The sequence below is a fragment of the Massilia paldalensis genome (genome assembly GCF_044901715.1).
In the GTDB taxonomy this organism is placed as follows: Bacteria; Pseudomonadota; Gammaproteobacteria; order Burkholderiales; family Burkholderiaceae_D; genus Telluria; species Telluria paldalensis.
The window spans coordinates 1,686,120-1,705,106 of record NZ_JBJCIU010000001.1 but is presented as its reverse complement, the minus strand read 5'-3'; the positions used below and the strand labels follow the sequence as shown (position 1 = coordinate 1,705,106).

The following is an 18,987-nucleotide window of genomic DNA, read 5'->3' as shown; positions in this document are numbered from 1 at the left end:
AACCTTCAGGGTTGAATAGTCGTGCGTGACACGATGAGGGCGAAAAAGACCGTCAACGGGAACGCCGCGTGGAGCCACTCGCGGTGGAACACCAGGGTAAGGAAAGCCGCCGCCATGACGGCCGCACCCAGCGCGGCGCCGACCTTGGCGGTCGTGCGTCGCGCCTGCAAGAGCGCACTCGACAGTTCGAGGGTTCCAGTGACGTAATGAAACCAGCCGGGATATCCCCACCGCCGGTATTCCGCAAGCAGCGCTGCCGTACCGAGCATGTTGAGCAACCCTGCAAGGGCGAAGAAGGCGACCAGCACCCACTGCAACAGTCCACGCCAGGTGATGGATTTCCAGAGCGGCTTCCCGTAAGCGGAGATGCTCATGCCGACTCCGTTCGATGCGTTGCGGACGCGTGCGCACCGGGATGCGCCTGCACGCCCGCTGGATTCCCTAATTGCGCAGTCCGTTCGCCCATCCAGCCGGGGCAATCCGGCACGAGTCGGCCAATACTGTCCAGTCTGGACAGGTCGTAAGCGCCCAGACCGAAGCTCGCCGTGCCGATGCACCGCCCGGGCGGGAACTGATCCGTAATACCTGATTGTGTGTAGCACATTGTCGCCTCCAAAAGTGTGCGGAGCCGGCGTTGCCAACGCCGGAGACGCTCACTATGCCCGCCGCTACTTTTGCTATAAAGTATTCCAATCGAAACTCATTGTTATCCCGATCAATGACAATGCAACACCTCGCAACGCTGGAAATCTTCGTTCGCATCGCGGAAATGCGCAGCTTCACGCACGCAGCGGAGAGTCTGGGGATCCAGAAAGGGCGGGCGTCGAACGTCGTTCGCCAGCTGGAGGCACAGCTCGGGGTGCGCTTGCTGAACCGCTCGACCCGGACGGTTCAATTGACCGAAGACGGGCGCAACTTCTACACCCGCGCCAGCGCCCTGCTCGCGCAGGCAGAGGATCTGGGTTCGATGTTCACAGGACGCGATGCGCCGCTGAAGGGGCGTCTGCGCGTCGACCTGCCTACCGAATTCGCCCGCATCGCCGTCATCCCCGCGTTGCCGACGTTCCTGCAAAGCTACCCGGACATCGAGCTGGAACTGTCCTGCACGGACCGCCGTGTCGACCTGCTGCAGGAGGGGATCGATTGCGTGCTGCGCGTCGGCGGCATCGTCGACGAGACGCTGGTGGCGCGCCATCTCGGCGACCTGCCGATGGTCAACGCGGCGAGTCCCGCCTACCTGGAGCGGCACGGAACCCCGCGTGTGCTGGGCGACCTGCTGGCGCAGGGACATCGGATGGTGCACTACACGCCGACCTTGGGCAGCCGGCCATTCGGCTGGGAATATCCGGACGGGGACGGATTCGCCGCGCTTGCGCTGCCTGGCGCCGTGAGCGTCAACAATGTCCAGGCCTATCACGGCGCTGGGCTGTCGGGCCTGGGATTGGTCCAGGCCGGACTGCCCAGCCTGCGACCCTACCTCGCTAGCGGCGAACTGATCGAAATCCTGCCGGACTTGCGGCCGGCGCCGCTGCCGGTATCGGTCGTGGTGGCGCATCGGCAGAACCTGTCGCGCCGGGTGAGAACTTTCATTGACTGGCTAGAGCAGATCCTGCAGCCGGACCTGGAACATTAGGCGACGGAGCGTACCGTCCTCATTCAGACGAAGACGTCCGTTTCATCTCGGAAGGGGACGTAACGTACGCCTGCCCGCCGTAAAGACCACGGCGAACCGGATGGTCTGTTACGCGCATCTCATTTGGCGACGTCGATCGCCTTCCCCGTCTCGAAGAAGTGGCCACCGGCAACGTAGTGGATGCTGCGCTTCCCGCCCTCCTCCATCGTCCAGTGATGCCCGTCGAACACCGCCGGATCGGCCCACGCGGCGACCACCTCGCCCAGGAACAGGTCGTAGGCCTGCTGGATGTGCGGCTCCGGGATCACGCGGCATTCCAGCCACGCCAGACAGCCGTCGATCAGCGGCGCGCCCACCTTCTGGGGCGGCAGCGTGGCGATGCCGTGGGCGGCAAACTTGTCCAGGTCGCGTCCGGATTCGGAGCCGACGGCCACCGTCAGCGCGGCCAGCGCCGTCGACGGCACGTTCAGCACGAATTCCCCCGATCCCTCGACCAGGCCGCGCGTGAGCGTGTTCTTGTCGATAACCACGGCGACCTTGGGCGGATCGAAGTCGAGCGGCATCGACCAGGCGGCCGACATGACGTTGGCCTTGCCGGCGTGGGCGCTGCTGACCATCACCGTCGGGCCATGGTTGAGCAGGCGGTAGCAGGTGGCCAGGGGGACGGGGATCGGTTGCGTCGGCATTGCGGTTCCTTCGAGGGACGGACGTGAAGGCGCCATTATCGCCGCTTCTTGCGGAGCCGGTCGCCGCCGGCGACCGCCAACGGTTTCCAGGGGGAACCGGAACGCGTAAAGATTGGCATTTTTGCTACGCTGGCAGGCATGACAGCACTGACCATCTTCCCTCGCATCGCCCTGCTTCCCATCCTGTCCGCCCTGCTGCTGGCCGGCGTCCCGGCCGCCGCGGCGCCCGCGAACGCCGCCGCGCCCGTCACCGCGACGCTGACCATGCGCACGCCGGACAGCCTCGAAATCGCCTACGCGCTGCCGCCGGCCTGCAAGGCGCTGGCCTTCGTCAACGACGGCGTCAAGGCCCAGGCCGCCGTGCACCTGCGCAGCGACTGGACCCCGGCCGACGATTGCACGGCCGTCGACTTCCAGAGCGTACGCCCGACCCGTGCCAGCTGCCGCACACTGCGCCTGCGCGTCCCCGCGACGACGCGCGCGGCCGACACCCGCGTGTACGGCCAGGCGGAGCCATGGGCCCAGCCCATCGGCGGCGGACTGTATGCCCACACGTCCGCCTATGCCGTGCACGGCTGCGGCGCCGTCGACTGGCGGTTCGCGGCGCCCGGCGGCACGGTGATGGTCGACGGCACCGTCGCTCCGGAATCCGTCACGCGCAGCAGCAGCGCCGCCCATGGCGGCGGCCTGGCCGCCGTGCTGCTGCACCAGCCCTACCGCTCGGATGCCCCGCCGTTCCACGCGGAGGACGCCGTGCCGCCGGCCACGCGCGCCATGCTGGCCGCCACGCTGGACGAGTCGCTGGGCGCCCTGCGCGCGCTGCTGCCCGGCGTGCACCTGACGCCGGCCTACGTGCTGGCCGTGCCGGACGACGCGCCGGGCCTGCGCGCCGGCGTCGCCAACGGCACCGTGCTGCGCCTGCTGGTGCCCACGCAGGAACCGGCCGACCTGCGCGAGCAGGCGCGCGAGCTGATCGCCCACGAGACGGCGCACCTGGCGCAGCCGCCGCACTGGCCCGCGCCGCCGGGCGAGGACGCCGGCGCCCTGCGCGAGGGCGGCGCCGAATTCCTGCGCCTGGCCATCGCGCTGCGCCAGGGCTGGCTCACGCCGGACGCCTTCCGCGACGCGCTGGAAGCCGCCGTCAACGGCTGCGCCGCCGCCGCGGGCCGCCAGCCCTGGCGTGCCATCGAGGGCCGCGGCAAGGATCCTCTGGCGCGCCGCTGCGGCCTCGCGCTGCACGTGCTGGCCCTGTCGCATCCGGGTCCCACGCCCCCGCTGCAACGCCTGCAGGCGCTGTACGGCAAGGGCGGCGCCCAGGATCCCGCCGGCGCCGCCCGCGCGCTCGAATGCGGCGACGCGGCCGGCTGCACGCCGCAGCTGGTAACGGCGCTGCGCGGCGTCGCGCCCCTGCGCACGGTGCTGGAGGACGAGATGCGCCGGTCCGGCGCCGTGCTCACCGCCACGCCGGCCTGGGGCCCGCAGCTGACGGAAGCGATGACGCTGCACCACCTCGAATTGCTCGTGCGCGCCGACTGCCACGGCCGGGCCGGCATCTACCCGAACCGCAAGGCGCCGCGCATCGGGCCCGGCCTGCGCTGCGGCGTGCTGCGCGACGGCATGGTGCCGGCGACGGCCGAGGGCTTGCCGCTGTTCGCCGGCCCCGACGCCATCGCCGCATCGCGTGCCGCCTGCCGCACGCGCGGCGCGACCACGATCGGCATGCGCGACGGCGCGTCCGTGACGGTGCGCTGCGGCCAGGCCGCAGGGCTGGAGGAACGCGTGTTCGGCATCGACGCGGAGCGTGCGACGCAGCTCGTGCGCTGAGCGCACAGTGACACCAAAGCAGCAAAGAACGCGGGCATGCGCACCTTGCGCCCGGCCCGACCCACCATCCACACGAAAGGAACAGGAATGACCCGCTTCAACGACAAGACCGTCCTCGTCACCGGTGCCGCGTCCGGCATCGGCCTGGCCGCCGCGCGCCGCTTCCTCGACGAGGGCGCCCGCGTCGTCATGCTCGACATCGAGGATGACAAGCTCAAGGAAGCCGCCGCCGGCCTGCCGCAGGACCGCGTGCTCCTGCACGTGGGCGACACGGCCGACAAGGCCACGGCAGCCGCGGCCGTCAAGGCGGCCGTCGAGCGCTTCGGCGCCCTCCACATCCTCGTCAACAACGCCGGCGTGGCGTCCGAGGGCGACATCATGCAGACGAGCGAAGAAGATTTCGACCGTGTGCTGGCGGTCAACGTCGCCGGCTACTTCCACATGGCGAAGGCGGCGATGCCGGAACTCGTCAAGACGCGCGGCGCGATCGTCATGACCTCGTCCGTGTCCGGCCTCGGCGGTGACTGGAACATGTTCGCCTACAACACGTCGAAGGGCGCCGTCAGCAATATGGTGCGCGCGATGGCAATGGACGCGGCCAAGGATGGCGTGCGCGTCAACGCCGTCAATCCCAGCTTCACGAAGACGGGCATGACCGAGGACATGGTGGCCGACCCGGAACTGGTCGCCAAGTTCCGCGAACGCATGCCGCTCGGCGCGCCCGAGGACCCCGCTGGCGTGGCGGCCGCGATGGCCTTCCTGGCCAGCGACGACGCCCGCCTCATCACAGGCGTCAACCTGCCGGTGGATGCCGGGCTGATGGCCTCGAACGGCCAGCCGCCGCAGTAAGGGGCCTTCACGCCGCCGCCGCAGAGCGGGCGGCCGGGCTCAGTCGGTCACCCGTCCGCGCAGCGCCTTGGTGCGACCGCTTTTGGCCTTCGACTCCAGGCGCCGGCGCTGCGAGCCGAGCGTGGGCCGCGTCGCCCGCCGCGGCGCCATCACGACGCTGGCGCGGTCGACCAGCTCCTGCAGGCGCCGCAGCGCGTCGAGCTTGTTCTGTTCCAGGCTGCGCGACTGCTGGGCCTTGAGCACCACGACGCCCTCGCGCGTGATGCGCGCGTCGTCCAGTGCGCGCAGCCGGGCCTTCACGTGCGGCGGCAGCGAGGATGCCTCGATGTCGAACCGTGCGTGCACGGCACAGGACACCTTGTTCACGTTCTGGCCGCCCGGGCCCTGGGCGCGGATTGCCGTGAAGGTCACCTCGACGGGATCGATCGTCACGGGCATGGCTGGATGAGGGGGATGATTTCGCACATAATGTGCATTTTAACCCCGCGCAGCTTGCTCCCAGCACGCACGCAAACGACCATGAGCTACGACCTGGTGGTGTTCTCCCCCGACGCCGCGCCCGCCAAGCGCCCCGCCTTCCTCGACTGGTACGAGGCGCAGACGGACTGGCCCGAAGACCACGACTACGCCGACCCGGCCGTCGCCACGCCCGCGCTGCAGGCGTTCTACGCCGAACTGGCGGCCGCATTCCCGCCGGCCTCGGACGAGACCCCGGAGACGGGCACGGACTACACGATCGGCAGCGCGCTGATCTACATGACCTTCAACGACTGGGACAAGATCGACGAGGCCCACGGCGCCGTGTTCGAGCTGGCGGCGAAACACGCGCTCGGATTTTTCGATGTCAGCTCGGACCTGGCGGAGGCATGGCTGCCGGACCGCAAGGGCGGATTGCGCCTTGCGCATTCGGACTGAGACCGGACGACGCGCCGGCCACTTTACCGCATCGACTCGACACCCTCGAATCCCGCCAATGCCATGGCGGCGAACAATTCCTTTGCGCGTCCTTCCCTGGGCCAGCCCACGATGTTCGCCACGATGCGTCCATCCTTGAAAAAATAGAAAACGGGCGTCTCCCACTGCCGTTCAATGGGCCAGGCGGAGATGTCGTAGATCTGGCCGATCTGGATGGACGCATGGCCGTCATTCCAGTCCCGGAAAGCCTGCATGTCGGGTTCGCGCTGCTGCACTGCCACCCACTTGATGTGCCCTTGCAGCGCGTTGCGCAACGCGGGATTGCGCTCGATGAAATCCTGCGCGTATTGCGAGAAATGGCATAGCGGGTGCGTGACCACCAGGACGAAAGGTCCCGGCGGGACGTCGAACGGCACCGCTTCCACTCCATGCTCCGTCAGCTTCAGTTCCACACTCCTGCGTTCGTCCACGCCGGTCCTGAGCTCGTAATCCGCCTCGCGAATGCCGGTCAGGCGGGTGCGCTCCCGCCATGCCTTGGCGGGAGCGTAGGCGCGGGAAGCAACCAGGGCCAGGTAAGTGTCCCGCTGTTGACGCGCCGTCAGCAGATTCCGTCGCTGGAGCTCCGTCGCCAGCGCCAGCATGTCGAGCGCGTAGCGGCGATCGGAGGTATAGAAACTGGCGACGTCGGCGGCGCGGTACAGCAGCGCCAGGTCGCCGTCATCCTGCTCCTTGGCCGCGTCGGGAAAGCGCAGGTCGCTTCTTACCGCCGCGTACGCGGCAGCGAGCAAGGCCACCTTGTCGTTCGCCGGCACATCCAGGCGAGTCACGCGCTTTTCCTCGGCCATGAACGTGCCGACACGCTCCTCGTTCGGACTCGCGCTCACCGCACCGGCATGCAAGACCAGCAATACCACGCACATCGCACGGAATGACAACATGCACCTCCCCGTTCACGGTCGCCCTGTTCGAACCGAGCTCAAGTGTAGCGCATCCTGGCGCCCGGGCGACTGCGCCGGCGGCCTGCGATGCCCCCGGGTGGCGGCGGCCAGCCTCCACTACGCGGCCGGTCCTATCCCTTGCAGACGAATCCGTACGACGTCATCAGGCAGCCACGCCGGTCGCACTGGCGCTGGTCATAGCCGTGGGCACGGCATTGCATCAGCGTTTCTTCGCGCCGCTGGCGCGGCGTAGGCTCCGCGGTAACGGGCGCCGATGCGGGACGCCGGGGCTTGTCGGCCTGCGCCACCTGGCGCCGTTGCGCGCTGCGGCGGGCGGCTGCCGCCGCGGACCTGCGCTCGGCGCGCGCGGCCGCTTGCTGGGCTGCTTTCGTCTCGGCCTCGCGTGTGGCGGGAGGGGCTGCGGGCGGATCGGCCTCGCGCTTCGCGCCGCCGGCGGCGGGCGCGAGCGCGCCGGCACCGCCCGCGATCGCAGGTAGCGCGGCCTCGGTAGGCGCCGTGGACGTGGATGGGGTCGGCGCAGCGGCTTGCGGCGGTTCGGGCGCAGCCTGGGCAGCCACCACGGGCGCCGGCGCGGGTGCCGGCGCCTGCACGGTCGGCGGCGCTTCGACGGGCGCCGGCGTCAACACGAGCGCGGAAGGTGCCGGCTTCTGGCCCGGACTCGTCTGCGCGACGACGCCCAGCGCCCCGTCGACGCGGTTGTCTTCGTAGACCCACAGGGCGCCGGCGGCCACGACGGCCAGCAGCCCGCCCGCCATGCTCCACGTGGCGAGCCGGCGCTTCCACGCACTGCTCCATTGCACCCTTTCCTCGCGCTGGGCATCTTCGCGCAGGCGTTCGTTCAGCCAGTCCGGGATCGCGGATTCGGGCGCCGGGTCGCGCGCCGGCGGGATTGGCGGAACGGGGGGAACCGGCGGGACCGGGGGTGCGGGCGGGATCGGTGGCGCGGCGTCCCGCGGGGCGAAGGACGGCTCGGGCACCGCATGGCGCGGCGGCGGCACACGCGCCTCTCCGTAGCGCGGATCGAAGGCGCGCTGCATCGATGCGCCGGCAATCCCTTCGTGGAGCGCTTGCGCGGCAGGGGTGGCTTGCGCGCGCCGCCACACGGCCGCCGGCGGACGGGGCGCGGGCGCCGGTGACGATGCAGCTGCAGGTGCGGCTTCCAGCCCGGGGGCCAGCTCGGCTGCCAGCTCAGGTGCCCGGTCGGGTGCTGCGTCGGGTACGGAGATCGCTGCGGACGTGGGCACCACCGCAGGCGCGGGCGCAGCGGCCCGCGGGGCCTGCGCCGCCCGTTCGATCAGGGACGCGCCCTCGTCCGGCCTGGCGGCCGGGAGCGTCGGTGGCGGCTGCGGCCCGGACTTGGAGCCGCTCTCGTCGATGTCTTGTAACAGTTGGGTCTTCATGGTGCGGTGCGCGCTTCTGCCTTGCCCATCCGGCAGTGTAGCGAATCCCGCACAAGCGGGGAGCGCGGCTGACGCGGCGCAGCAATATCGCCGTGCCGTTACGGCCCCACGTTGACCTGCATCGACGTACCCTGCAGCACGGGGAGTTTTACCTCGAGCAATTTCGATTTCTCGTCCCACACATGCGCCAGCGCCTTGCCGCCCGCCTCCACGGCACGCGGTTTCGCCGCGACATTGTGCACCTTCAGCACGAAGCTGCGGGCCACGGGCTGCATCGCGGCCCCGGCTTGCGGCGTAAACGTGATATCCAGGCGGCCAGCGCCGGCCCTGGCACCGAAACGCACCAGTTCGTACTTGCCCGTCTCGTAGGCGCGCGCCGTTTCGCCGTCGTCGTCGTACAGCTGGCCTTCGGCCGCGGTCACCGCCGGATCGTGCCAGTAGTGCAGTTCCAGCTGGCGCGTGTTGTAGTCGCGGGTCGTCAGCACGGGCGTGGCCAGCGGCACGAAGGCGCCGCCGCGCACGAACGTCGGAATGTGCTCGCGCACCGTCGGCACCACTTCGATGATGCCACCGCGGTGCGGTGCGCCCGTGTAGAAGTCGTACCAGGCCGCTTCCGGATGGCCGGCGATCTTCGGGAAGTACATCTCCTTGCGCGTCGCGCCCGGTTCCGTCACGGGGGCGACGAGGAAGTCCGGGCCCCACAGGTAGGTGCCGGAGACGGCCGTGGTCGGGGCCATGTCGTTCTCCGGTTCCTCGAACATCACGGGACGCATCAGCGGCATCCCCGTGCGGCTGTTCTCGAAGGCCGTGGTGTAGTTATACGGCAGCATCGCGTAGCGCAGGCGGATCGCCTCGCGCGCCAGCGCCTTCACCTCGGGCGTGCGGAACACGGGCTCCGCCGGCACTTGCTCCTGCGCGTGGGGACGGAACACGGGCTGGAACACGCCGTACTGCAGCCAGCGCACGAACAGCTCGTCGTCCAGCACGGGGCCGGCAAAGCCGCCCAGGTCCGAGTGCATATAGGCCTGTCCCTGCATGCCCATCTGCAGCGAGATCTCCATCTGCGACTGCAGGCCGCCCCAGCCGCGGCTGACGTCGCCGCTCCACGGAATCATGCCGAAGCGCTGCGAGCCGGAGTAGCCGGAGCGCATCAGGATGAACGGGCGCTCGGCCGGGTAGTCCCTTGCATAGCCGTCCGCAATCAGGTGCGCCCATTCGTGGCCGTAGATATTGTGGACCTGGTCGGCCGTGGCCGTGCCGCGCGGCGTGGCGTGGCGCGCCTCGGCCGGATGCACTTCCGGCTCGCCCAGGTCGCCCCACCAGCCGGACACGCCGCCCGCCTTGAGCTCCTTGTAGATGTTCCAGAACCAGTCGCGCGCCTGGGGCTTGAACACGTCGACGAGGCCCGTGTTCCCGAAATAGAAGTCGTAGGCGAGCGGCTCGCCGTCCTTGCCGGTGGCGAGCACGCCGGCCTGCGACGCCTCCTGCCAGCGCTTGGACGTCGTCAGGATGAACGGTTCCGTGATCAGCACGGTCTTGACGCCCTTCTTCGCGAAGTCCGCCATCATCGCTTCCGCATGGGGGAAGCTGTCGCGGTCCCAGGCCAGGTTGCCCATCGTGCCCTTGACCGTCTTGCCGAACCAGTACAGGTCCAGGACGACGGCGTCCAGCGGGATCCCGTCCGCGGCGAAGCGGTCGACGACGGCGCGCGTCTCGGCTTCCGTGTGGTAGCCGAAGCGGCTGGCGAAGTTGCCGAACGCCCAGCGCGGCGGCAAGGGCTGGCGGCCCGTCAGGCGCGTGTAGCCGTCCATTACCTCGGCCCAGTCGTCGCCGGCCACCACCTGGTAGGTCTTCGGTCCGCCCATCACTTCGTAGCGCAGCGTGCCGTCGTGGCGGCTGTCCATGTCCAGCCAGCCCGCCTGCGGATTGTCGAAGTGGATCGCGTACTTGCGCGAGGACAGCGCCACCGGGATGCCGTAACCCATCTGCTCGGCGCGCGCGCCGAAGCCGTACGAGGCCTTGTTGTACAGGCGGAAGCGGTTGCCGCGGCGGTTCATGCCCACGGCGCGCGAACCGGCGCCGTACAGTACCTCGTCGTCGTTCAGCGCGAATTCCAGCGCTTCCAGCTTCTCCCCCTGCATCTCCGCCCGGCCATAGCCGCGTTTCTCGGCGACGAGCGGGCGGCCCTTGTACGCATAGGCGATGCGGAACGGCGCCTTGTCGATCGTGACCGTCATGCCGCCGGCCGCGAGTTCGACGCGGCGCGCATCGGCTTTCACCTGGACCGGCGCCGTGGCGGGCGCCAGCACGACGGCGTGCGAACCCGGCTGCGGCTGCTGCCCCTTCGGCACGAACGTCGTCTCGACGATGTTCGGCGCATACGAGGTGATCAGGTAGCGGCCGTCGCTGGCCGTCACCTCGATGCCGCCGGCGATCGGTTTCATCGAAACGAAGCGCCGGTCGGCGTTCTGGGCGTGGGCGAGCGGCGCGAAGGCGGCGGTGACGGCCAGGCACAGGGCCAGGCGGGCGTGGTGGGTTTTGGTCATGGTCTCGTCGTTGTCATTGTCGGCGGCGGCGCCGTCGGCGCGCCGTCGGATTATAAACGCATGAGGTAGTTAATTTACAAACAGCGTACCTCAACAGCCTGTCCAGGGCATCGGGTATTGTGTGAAGCTTGTAGTTTGACTACGTTGTCGATGGGGCCAAGGGCTTGGCACACTGGCGTCCGTGTGTTTCATTCCAGGCACTAAACACGCGAACGAACCGTTAGCGTGTCATCAACATTTAACGAAGGCTGCCTACTCTGGACTGCGCTGGCGGCTCCCGCGCCAGTCCCCACCAACGACATGGACCCCATCACATGCAACTGTTCGGTACCGCGTTTTTCCGCACGGAGGTGCAGGCATGAGCCGCCGCGACTTCCTCCGCACATTCGCCCAGGCAGGCGGCGCCAGCGCCGTCCTTGCTTCGTTCCCGCCCGCGATCCAACGCGCGCTCGCACTGCCGGCCAACCAGCGCACCCGCAGTCTCCAGGACGTCGAGCACATCGTCGTGCTGACGCAGGAGAACCGCAGCTTCGACCATTACTTCGGCACCCTGGAGGGCGTGCGCGGCTTCGGCGATCCGTTCCCCATTCCCGTGATGGACCGCCAGAACCTGTTCAGCCGCAAGACGGTCTTCGTGCAGCAGACCGTGGGCGGCGCCCCCGTGCCGGGCCGTCCGACCTGGCCGCAAAGCCGCGCCATTGCGCCGTTCCGCCTCAATACCGTGCAGGACTTCCCCGTCATGCGCGTGGCGGGCACGCCGCACGCCTGGCTGGACGCCCAGATGGCCTGGGACCACGGCCGCATGAACGACTGGTGCAACGTCAAGCAGAACCACGCGCTGGGCTACTACGCGGAAGGCGACGTGCCGTTCCAGTTCGCGCTCGCCCGCGCATTCACGATCTGCGACCACTACCACTGCGCCACGCAGACGGGCACCAACACGAACCGCCTGTTCCTGTTCAGCGGCCACAACGATCCGCTGGGCGCGGCCGGCGGCCCGTCGACCGACAACAGCCACGACGACTTCAACCCGGATCCGTCCACCGACTACCTGTGGACCACGTATCCGGAGCGGCTGCAGGCCGCGGGCGTCAGCTGGCAGGTCTACCAGAACATGGCGGACAACTTCACGGACAATTCCCTGGCCGGCTTCCGCCCCTTCCGCAACGCCTGGTACGGGCGCCCGGGTTATTCCCAGGCCCTGCGCGAGCGCGGCGTGAGCACGCGCGACCTCGACCTGCTCAAGGCCGACGTGCTGGCCAACCGCCTGCCGCAGGTGAGCTGGGTGGTGGCGACGGCCGAAGGGTCCGAGCACCCCGGGCCATCCAGCCCCGCCTCGGGCGCCGACTACATCGCCCGCGTGCTCGACGCCCTCACGGCTAATCCGGACAGCTGGAGCAAGACGGTCCTGCTCATCAACTTCGACGAGAACGACGGCTTCTTCGACCACATGCCGCCGCCGGCCGTCCCCTCGTACACGAGCTACAGCAGCGACCCGGCGCAGGCCAGGCTGGCCGGTGCCTCGACCGTCGACACGACGGGCGAATACCACCACATCCAGAACGGCGCCGATGCGCGCACGCTGCACCGGCCCTACGGCCTCGGTCCGCGCGTGCCGATGTACGTGATCTCGCCGTGGAGCCGCGGCGGCTGGGTCAATTCGCAGGTGTTCGACCACACGTCCGTCGTGCGCTTCATCGAGGCCCGCTTCGGCGTGAAGGAACCCCTGATCAGCCCGTGGCGGCGCGCCGTCAGCGGCAACCTGCTGTCGTGCTTCGACTTCGTCAATCCGCAGAACGGCGCCCTGCCGCCGCTGCCCGACACGGCGGCACGGCGCCAGCTCGCCCTCAGCCTGGGCAGCACCAAGGTGCCCGCGATCCCCTCGACGCTGGCCGCGCCCGTGCAGGCGGCCGGCGTGCGCCCGGCACGGGCCCTGCCCTATGAATTGCAGGTACAGGCGCAGGCGGCGGCCGGCCAGGTCGACCTCGTGTTCCAGAACGCGGGCGAGGCCGGTGCCGTGTTCCACGTGTACGACCGCCTCGCGCTCGACCAGATCCCGCGCCGCTACACGGTCGAAGCGGGCAAGCAGCTCGCTGGACGCTGGACCACGACGGCCGCCTACGATTTGTGGGTGCTGGGGCCGAACGGCTTCCATCGCCATATCGTGGGCGACGTGCGCCGCGCGGCCGACGCCCCGTGGCCGGAAATGAACCTGCAGGCAGACCGGCGCGCCGGCGAGCTGGTGGTCGAGCTGGTCAACAACGGCAACCAAGCCTGCGTGTTCCAGCTGACGTCGAACAAGTACACGAGCACCCGGATCCCCGACGTGCGCGTGCTGCCCCGCTCGCGCAGCACCGTGCGCCTGCCGCTGGCGGCGAGTTCCAACTGGTACGACGTCAGCCTGCGCGTGAGCGGCCTGCCGGGCTGGCTGCGGCGCTTCGCGGGCCACCTGGAAAACGGCCTGCCCTCGATCAGCGACCCGGCGATGCAGGGCCCGGCCCAGCTCGACCAGTACCGCGTCAATTAACCACGAAGGAAACGACCATGACACTACGATGCATCCTCGGCGCGGCGCTGCTTGCCGCCGCCTGCGGCAGCCAGGCGGCCGTCCTCTATGGCAGCAACCTCGTCGTCAACGGCGACGCCGAAGCCGGCACCGCCGGGTGGAACGGCTACGACGGCTACGGCATGATCCAGGCCGTCGACTACGGCAGCAACTGGGTGCTGCCGACGCAGCCGGGTCCGGCCGACCGCGGCCACGGCCTGTTCGCCGGTACGGGCCAGTACGCCGCGGCCTGGCAGACGTTCGATTTCGGCACCACGACGACGCAGGCGACGGCATTCTCCCTCAGCGGCTGGCTGGGCGGCTGGGCCGACCAAGGCGACAACGCCCTGTTCTACGTGCAGTTCCTCGACGAATCCGGCGTCGAGATCGGCGGCGCGGCACTGGGTCCCGTGACGCCGGAAGACCGCGACGGCCAGACGGGCCTCCTGTACCGGGCGTCGGAAGGCCTGATGCCGACGGGTACCCACGCCGTGTCGTTCTGGCTGTCGATGGAGCGGCTCGCCTCAACGGACAACGACGGCTACGCCGACAACCTGTCCTTCGTGCTGCAGGCGCCCGAGGGCGAAGTGCCGGAACCCGGCATCGCCGCCACGTTCGCGCTGGGCCTGGGCATGCTGGGCTGGGCGCGCCGGCGCGGAAAGGCGGCGGGTCGGGGACGCTGACGGCCGACGGGAGCCTCTGCGTGCGTGCGCCACCGGCGCCTGGTTAGCGATCGGGTATCATCGCTCGCACCAAGGCGCCGCCGGGCCACCGGCTGGCGGCGCTGCACCGCAGCCCACGAACCCCGGATGACACCATGCGAATCGCCACTTTCAACGTCAACAGCATCAATACCCGTCTCGGCGCCCTGCTCCAGTGGCTCGAGGAGACGCAACCGGACGTCGCCTGCCTGCAGGAGCTCAAGGCGCCGCAAGACAAATTCCCGGAAGCGGAGATCCGCGCCGCCGGCTACCACCCGATCTGGCACGGCCAGAAAAGCTGGAACGGCGTGGCGATCCTGGCGCGCGGCGTGGAGCCGAAGGAGCTGCAGCGCGGCCTGCCGGGCGACCCGAGCGACGAGCAAAGCCGCTACATCGAGGCGGAAGTGAACGGCGTGATCGTGGCCGGCCTGTATCTCCCGAACGGCAACCCGGCGCCCGGTCCCAAGTACGACTACAAGCTGGCCTGGATGGAGCGCCTGCGCCTGCGCGCCCAGGACTTCATCGACAGCGGCAAGCCCGTCGTCATCGCCGGCGACTTCAACGTGATTCCGACGCCGGACGACGTCTACAAGCCGGAACGCTGGGTCGACGACGCGCTGTTCCGGGTCGAGACGCGCGCGGCATGGGAACGCCTGCTCGAACAGGGCTGGACGGATTCGCTGCGCGCCACCCACCCGGGCGAGACCATCTACACCTTCTGGGATTACTTCCGCGACGCCTACGGGCGCAACGCCGGCCTGCGCATCGACCACCTGCTGCTCAGCCCCTCGCTCGCGCCGCACCTGAAGGCGGCCGGGGTCGACCGCGACGTACGCGGGCGCGAGAAGCCCAGCGACCACGCGCCGACCTGGGTCGAATTCGACTGGAAGAAGTGATCAGGCCGTAACCGGCGGCTGCAGGACGATGCCGACCATGCGCAGCGCGCTGTCGGTCACGCGTTCGATGTCCGGCTCGTAGCCATCCCCGATCCAGCGCAGCGCGATGTGGATCACGCCGCCCACGATGCCGGCCCGCAGCAGCGGGTCGGTGGGCATGTCCGGCGGCGCCACCTGGCCCGCCACCGCATCCGCGATCTGGCGCAGCGCATCGTCGAACGCCTTGTCCACGGCGCGGCTCACGCCGCGGATCTCCACCAGGAACACGCGCGCCGACTGCGGTTCGCGCTGCAGCGCCGCCAGGTAGGTATGCAGCATGGCGCGGGCCCGGACGATGCGGTCGTCGCCGGCCAAATCGGCCGCCTCCATGATCTGCGCCATCACGGAGTCCGTCACGTGATGGAAGCAGGCGATCAGCAGCTCCTCGCTGTTGGCGAAGGATTCGTAGAAATAGCGTTCCGTGAGGCCGGCGGCCTCGCAGACCGCCTTGACGGTCGCATGACGATAGCCGCGCTCGCCGTACACGGCGACGCCGGCGGCGATGAGCTGGCTGCGCCGCTGCGCGCGGCGCTCGTCCTGGGGTACGCCCCGGTAGGTCCGGGAAGGGGTTGATACAGAAGCCATATAGTATTTTCGCACAGAATCTTGTCATTCAATTTGTGACAATATACAGTGTCAAGTTCCAACAACGACAAGATTCCGAGACGCCATGCATTCCTCCCTTCCAGCCACGGAGGACGGCGGCACCGCCGCCGGCCTCCTCGACGTGCTGATCGTCGGCGCCGGCCTGTCCGGCATCGGCGCCGCCTGGCACCTGCAGCACCGTTGTCCCGGCAAGCGCTATGCGATCCTGGAGGCGCGCGCCGCGATGGGCGGCACCTGGGACCTGTTCCGCTATCCCGGCGTGCGCTCCGATTCCGACATGTACACGCTGGGCTACGCGTTCGCTCCCTGGACCGCCGGCAAGGCGATCGCCGACGGCCCCGCCATCCGTACGTACATCGAGGACACGGCGCGCCGCCACGGCATCGACCGGCAAATCCGCTACGGTCACAAGGTCGTCGCTGCGGCGTGGAGCAGTGCCGATGCCTGCTGGACCGTGCAGGTGGAGCATGCGGGCGCCACGGAGGAACTGCGCACGCGCTTCCTGTACCTGTGCAGCGGCTACTACAGCTACGACGAGGCCTACCGCCCGCGTTTTCCCGGCGAGGACGCCTTCCGCGGCCGCATCGTCCAGCCGCAGTTCTGGCCGGCGGACCTCGACTGGACGGGCCAGCGGGTCGTCGTGGTCGGCAGCGGTGCGACGGCCGTCACGCTGGTGCCGTCGATGGCGCCCCGCGCGGCCCACGTGACGATGCTGCAGCGCTCGCCGACCTACATCGTCAGCCGTCCCTCCGAATACGGCTTCGCCACCAGGCTGCGGCGCCGGCTGCCGGAGCGTGCCGCCTACGCGCTGACGCGCTGGCGCGTGATCGTCGAGAGCATGCTGATGTACCGCGTCGTGCGCGCCCGGCCGGAACTGGCGAAGCAGAAGATCGTCGCGATGGCGCGGCGCCAGCTGGGCCGCGGCTACGACGTCGGCACGCACTTCACGCCTGCATACAAGCCCTGGGACCAGCGCATCTGCGTGGCGCCGGACGGGGACCTGTTCCAGGCGATCCGCAGCGGCCGCGCCTCGGTCGCCACCGACCACATCGAACGCTTCGAGGCCGACGGCCTCGTGCTGCGCTCGGGCCGCAAGCTGCCCGCCGACCTCGTCGTGATGGCCACCGGCCTGCAGATCCGGCTGCTGGGCGGCATCGCCATCAGCGTCGACGGCGTCCCGTTCGATGCCAACCGGGCCATGTCGTACAAGGGGATGATGCTGAGCGGCCTGCCGAATTGCATCGTCACCTTCGGCTACACGAACGCGTCGTGGACGCTGAAGGCGGACTTGACGGCGGGCTGGGCCTGCCGCCTGCTGCGCCACATGGACAGCAAGGGCGCCGCCATCGCCGTCGTCCGGCGCGACCCAGCGGCGGAACCGGCGCCCTTCCTCGATTTCACGTCCGGCTACGTGCAGCGCGCCGCGCACCTGCTGCCGCAACAGGGCAAGCGCCGGCCCTGGCGCGTGCACCAGAACTTCCTGATGGACATGCTCACCATCCGCTTCGGCCGCCTCGCCGACGGCACCCTGCGCCTGGGCGCGAAAGGAACACTGCCTTGAACCTCACCAACCGCGTCGCCGTCGTCACCGGCGCCGGCGGCGGCATCGGCCGCGCCACGGCGCTCGCCCTGGCCCGCCGCGGCTGCCACCTGGCGCTGGCCGACATCGACGGCCAGGCCGCCGCCGCCACGGCGCACGAAGTGCACGCGCACGGCGTGCGCGCCAGCGTGCACCGGCTCGACGTCACCGACCGCGCCGCCGGCGCCGCTTTACCCACGAATGTACTGGACAGCCACGGACGCGTCGACCTGCTCGTCAACAATGCCGGCGTCGCGCTGGGCGGCACCTTCGAGCAGGTGGCCGAGCGCGACTTCGACTGGCTCATGGACGTCAATTTCGCCGCCCCCGTGCGCCTCGTGCGCGCGTTCCTGCCGCTGCTGCGCGCCAGCGACGACGCGCGCATCGTGAACGTCTCCAGCATCTTCGGCATCATCGCCCCGCCCGGCCAGGCGGCCTACGCGGCCAGCAAGTTCGCGCTGCGCGGCTTCTCGCACGCGCTGCGCCACGAGCTGGCCGGCAGCACGGTGGGCGTGACCGTCGTCCACCCGGGCGGCGTCGCCACGTCGATCGCCCGCAACGCGCGCGTGCCGGACGGCGCCCCGGCCGACGAAGTCGCGCGCGGCCGCAAGGCGATGCAGGCCATGCTGCGCATGCCGCCGGAGGAAGCAGGCGAACGCATCGTGCGCGGCATCGAACGGCGCCATGCGCGTATCCTGGTGGGCGGCGACGCGCGCGCCGCGGCCTGGCTCGAGCGCCTGGCGCCCGTCGGCTACTGGAACCTGTTGAAGAAAGCGATGAAGAGATGACCCTGGCTTCCCTCCTGGCGACCGCCGCCGCCGCGGTCCTGGCCTGTATCCTCGGGCTGTTCCTGTTCACCGTGGCCGTGCGCGCGAAGGTGATGGCCGTGCTGCCGCCGAAGGGGCGCTTCGTCGACGTGCCGGGGGCGCGCATCCACCTGCACGAAAGCGGACAGGGCGCGCCGATCCTGATGATCCACGGCCTGGCCGGCCAGCTCTCGCACTACACCTATGGCATCGCGGGGCGGCTCGACCGGGACTTCCGGGTGATCGCCGTCGACCGTCCCGGCTCCGGCCACTCCGCGCGCACGGCGGATGCCTGCGCCGGCCTGTCGGATCAAGCGGCGGCGCTGGCCGCGCTGATCGAGCGCCTCGGCCTGCGCCAGCCGCTCGTGGTCGGCCATTCGCTCGGCGGCGCCGTCGCGCTGACGCTGGCGCTGGAATACCCGCAGCACGTGGGCGGCCTCGCGCTGATCGCGCCGCTCACGCGCATGCAGGACGAGGTGCCGCCCGCGTTCGAGGGACTGACCGTACGCTCGCCGGCCGTGCGCCGCCTGCTCGCCTGGACCCTCGCCGTACCGTCCTCGATCCGCCGCGGCCGGGCGACGCTGGACCAGGTGTTCGGACCGGAAGCGCCGCCCGCCGACTTCGCCACCCGCGGCGGCGCTCTGCTGGGCCTGCGCCCGGAAGCCTTCCTGTCCGCCTCGCTCGACCTGCAGGCCTTGCCCGACTGCCTGCCGGCCCTGCAGGAGCGCTGGCGCGACCTGCGCCTGCCCGTCAGCGTGCTGTACGGGCGCGACGACCGCATCCTGTCGTGGCAGGCCAATGGACGCGACCTCGTCGCCCAGGTCCCGGGCGCGCGCCTGGACCTCGTCGACGGTGGCCACATGCTGCCGGTGACGAAGCCCGAGGCCTGCGCCGCCTTCATCCGGCGCGCGTACGCCGACCTCGTGGCCGCACGCACGGCGCAGGCGACGGGGACGGGCGACACGGGCAGCAGCACGGGGAGCGGCGCGCCCCGCTGATCGGC

General features: G+C 69.8%; 17 protein-coding genes. 10 read left to right on the top strand and 7 right to left on the bottom strand.

Going from position 1 to position 18,987, the window contains the following annotated elements; all coding sequences use genetic code 11:
* Positions 1 to 5: 5 nt before the first annotated feature.
* Entirely contained in the window at positions 6 to 374 is a 369-nt protein-coding gene (locus ACI1V7_RS07475) for a DoxX family protein (RefSeq protein ID WP_404531119.1), read from the bottom strand.
* Positions 375 to 724: 350 nt separating this feature from the next.
* Between ACI1V7_RS07475 and ACI1V7_RS07470 the strand changes: the two genes are divergently transcribed.
* Positions 725 to 1,633: a LysR family transcriptional regulator gene (locus ACI1V7_RS07470; protein WP_404531118.1), complete on the top strand. Its 909-nt coding sequence runs from the start codon at positions 725 to 727 to the stop codon at positions 1,631 to 1,633.
* Between the two features lie 119 nt (positions 1,634 to 1,752).
* Here the strand turns inward: ACI1V7_RS07470 and ACI1V7_RS07465 are convergent, their stop codons facing one another.
* On the bottom strand, positions 1,753 to 2,319 hold the full coding sequence (locus ACI1V7_RS07465) for a flavin reductase family protein (RefSeq protein ID WP_404531117.1): 567 nt from the start codon (positions 2,317 to 2,319) through the stop codon (positions 1,753 to 1,755).
* 138 nt (positions 2,320 to 2,457) lie between these two features.
* Here ACI1V7_RS07465 and ACI1V7_RS07460 point away from each other — a divergent pair, with 138 nt between their 5' ends.
* Together ACI1V7_RS07460 and budC are read left to right on the top strand one after the other, a co-directional pair.
* Entirely contained in the window at positions 2,458 to 4,143 is a 1,686-nt protein-coding gene (locus ACI1V7_RS07460) for a hypothetical protein (protein WP_404531116.1), read from the top strand.
* An 87-nt stretch (positions 4,144 to 4,230) separates the two neighbouring features.
* A complete protein-coding gene (gene budC, locus ACI1V7_RS07455) occupies positions 4,231 to 4,992 on the top strand; it encodes a meso-2,3-butanediol dehydrogenase (protein ID WP_404531115.1) in 762 nt (253 codons plus the stop codon).
* A 39-nt stretch (positions 4,993 to 5,031) separates the two neighbouring features.
* Here budC and arfB read toward each other — a convergent pair whose 3' ends face one another.
* Entirely contained in the window at positions 5,032 to 5,430 is a 399-nt protein-coding gene (arfB, locus tag ACI1V7_RS07450; protein ID WP_404531114.1) for an alternative ribosome rescue aminoacyl-tRNA hydrolase ArfB, read from the bottom strand.
* A gap of 81 nt (positions 5,431 to 5,511) precedes the next feature.
* Between arfB and ACI1V7_RS07445 the strand changes: the two genes are divergently transcribed.
* Positions 5,512 to 5,907, top strand: coding sequence for a hypothetical protein (locus tag ACI1V7_RS07445; RefSeq protein WP_404531113.1), 396 nt, complete (start codon positions 5,512 to 5,514; stop codon positions 5,905 to 5,907).
* A gap of 23 nt (positions 5,908 to 5,930) precedes the next feature.
* Here ACI1V7_RS07445 and ACI1V7_RS07440 read toward each other — a convergent pair whose 3' ends face one another.
* The 3 genes from ACI1V7_RS07440 to ACI1V7_RS07430 all read right to left on the bottom strand — a co-directional run bounded on the left by ACI1V7_RS07440 (position 5,931) and on the right by ACI1V7_RS07430 (position 10,812).
* Positions 5,931 to 6,845 carry a hypothetical protein gene (locus ACI1V7_RS07440; RefSeq protein WP_404531112.1) on the bottom strand — a complete coding sequence of 305 codons (915 nt, stop codon included), beginning with the start codon at positions 6,843 to 6,845 and terminating at the stop codon, positions 5,931 to 5,933.
* A 131-nt stretch (positions 6,846 to 6,976) separates the two neighbouring features.
* Complete coding sequence (locus tag ACI1V7_RS07435; RefSeq protein ID WP_404531111.1) at positions 6,977 to 8,266, bottom strand: hypothetical protein; 1,290 nt, start codon at positions 8,264 to 8,266, stop codon at positions 6,977 to 6,979.
* A 98-nt stretch (positions 8,267 to 8,364) separates the two neighbouring features.
* Complete coding sequence (locus ACI1V7_RS07430) at positions 8,365 to 10,812, bottom strand: glycoside hydrolase family 31 protein (RefSeq protein ID WP_404531110.1); 2,448 nt, start codon at positions 10,810 to 10,812, stop codon at positions 8,365 to 8,367.
* Positions 10,813 to 11,170: 358 nt separating this feature from the next.
* Between ACI1V7_RS07430 and ACI1V7_RS07425 the strand changes: the two genes are divergently transcribed.
* The 3 genes from ACI1V7_RS07425 (at position 11,171) to xth (ending at position 14,954) form a co-directional block, all read left to right on the top strand.
* Complete coding sequence (locus ACI1V7_RS07425) at positions 11,171 to 13,339, top strand: phosphocholine-specific phospholipase C (protein WP_404531109.1); 2,169 nt, start codon at positions 11,171 to 11,173, stop codon at positions 13,337 to 13,339.
* Positions 13,340 to 13,356: 17 nt separating this feature from the next.
* Positions 13,357 to 14,040 carry a PEP-CTERM sorting domain-containing protein gene (locus ACI1V7_RS07420; protein WP_404531108.1) on the top strand — a complete coding sequence of 228 codons (684 nt, stop codon included), beginning with the start codon at positions 13,357 to 13,359 and terminating at the stop codon, positions 14,038 to 14,040.
* Positions 14,041 to 14,174: 134 nt separating this feature from the next.
* On the top strand, positions 14,175 to 14,954 hold the full coding sequence (xth, locus tag ACI1V7_RS07415; RefSeq protein ID WP_404531107.1) for an exodeoxyribonuclease III: 780 nt from the start codon (positions 14,175 to 14,177) through the stop codon (positions 14,952 to 14,954).
* Here the strand turns inward: xth and ACI1V7_RS07410 are convergent, their stop codons facing one another.
* Positions 14,955 to 15,578, bottom strand: coding sequence for a TetR/AcrR family transcriptional regulator (locus ACI1V7_RS07410; RefSeq protein WP_404531106.1), 624 nt, complete (start codon positions 15,576 to 15,578; stop codon positions 14,955 to 14,957).
* A gap of 85 nt (positions 15,579 to 15,663) precedes the next feature.
* On the opposite strand from ACI1V7_RS07410, the gene ACI1V7_RS07405 reads away from it, so the two are divergent.
* The 3 genes from ACI1V7_RS07405 to ACI1V7_RS07395 are packed head-to-tail and all read left to right on the top strand — an operon-like array spanning position 15,664 to position 18,982.
* Positions 15,664 to 17,160: a flavin-containing monooxygenase gene (locus ACI1V7_RS07405; RefSeq protein WP_404531105.1), complete on the top strand. Its 1,497-nt coding sequence runs from the start codon at positions 15,664 to 15,666 to the stop codon at positions 17,158 to 17,160.
* Positions 17,157 to 17,966 (top strand): SDR family NAD(P)-dependent oxidoreductase, encoded by an 810-nt coding sequence (locus ACI1V7_RS07400; RefSeq protein WP_404531104.1) that lies wholly within the window; start codon positions 17,157 to 17,159, stop codon positions 17,964 to 17,966. The genes ACI1V7_RS07405 and ACI1V7_RS07400 overlap by 4 nt, the downstream gene beginning before the upstream one ends.
* Positions 17,963 to 18,982 (top strand): alpha/beta fold hydrolase, encoded by a 1,020-nt coding sequence (locus ACI1V7_RS07395; RefSeq protein ID WP_404531103.1) that lies wholly within the window; start codon positions 17,963 to 17,965, stop codon positions 18,980 to 18,982. The genes ACI1V7_RS07400 and ACI1V7_RS07395 overlap by 4 nt, the downstream gene beginning before the upstream one ends.
* Positions 18,983 to 18,987: the final 5 nt, after the last annotated feature.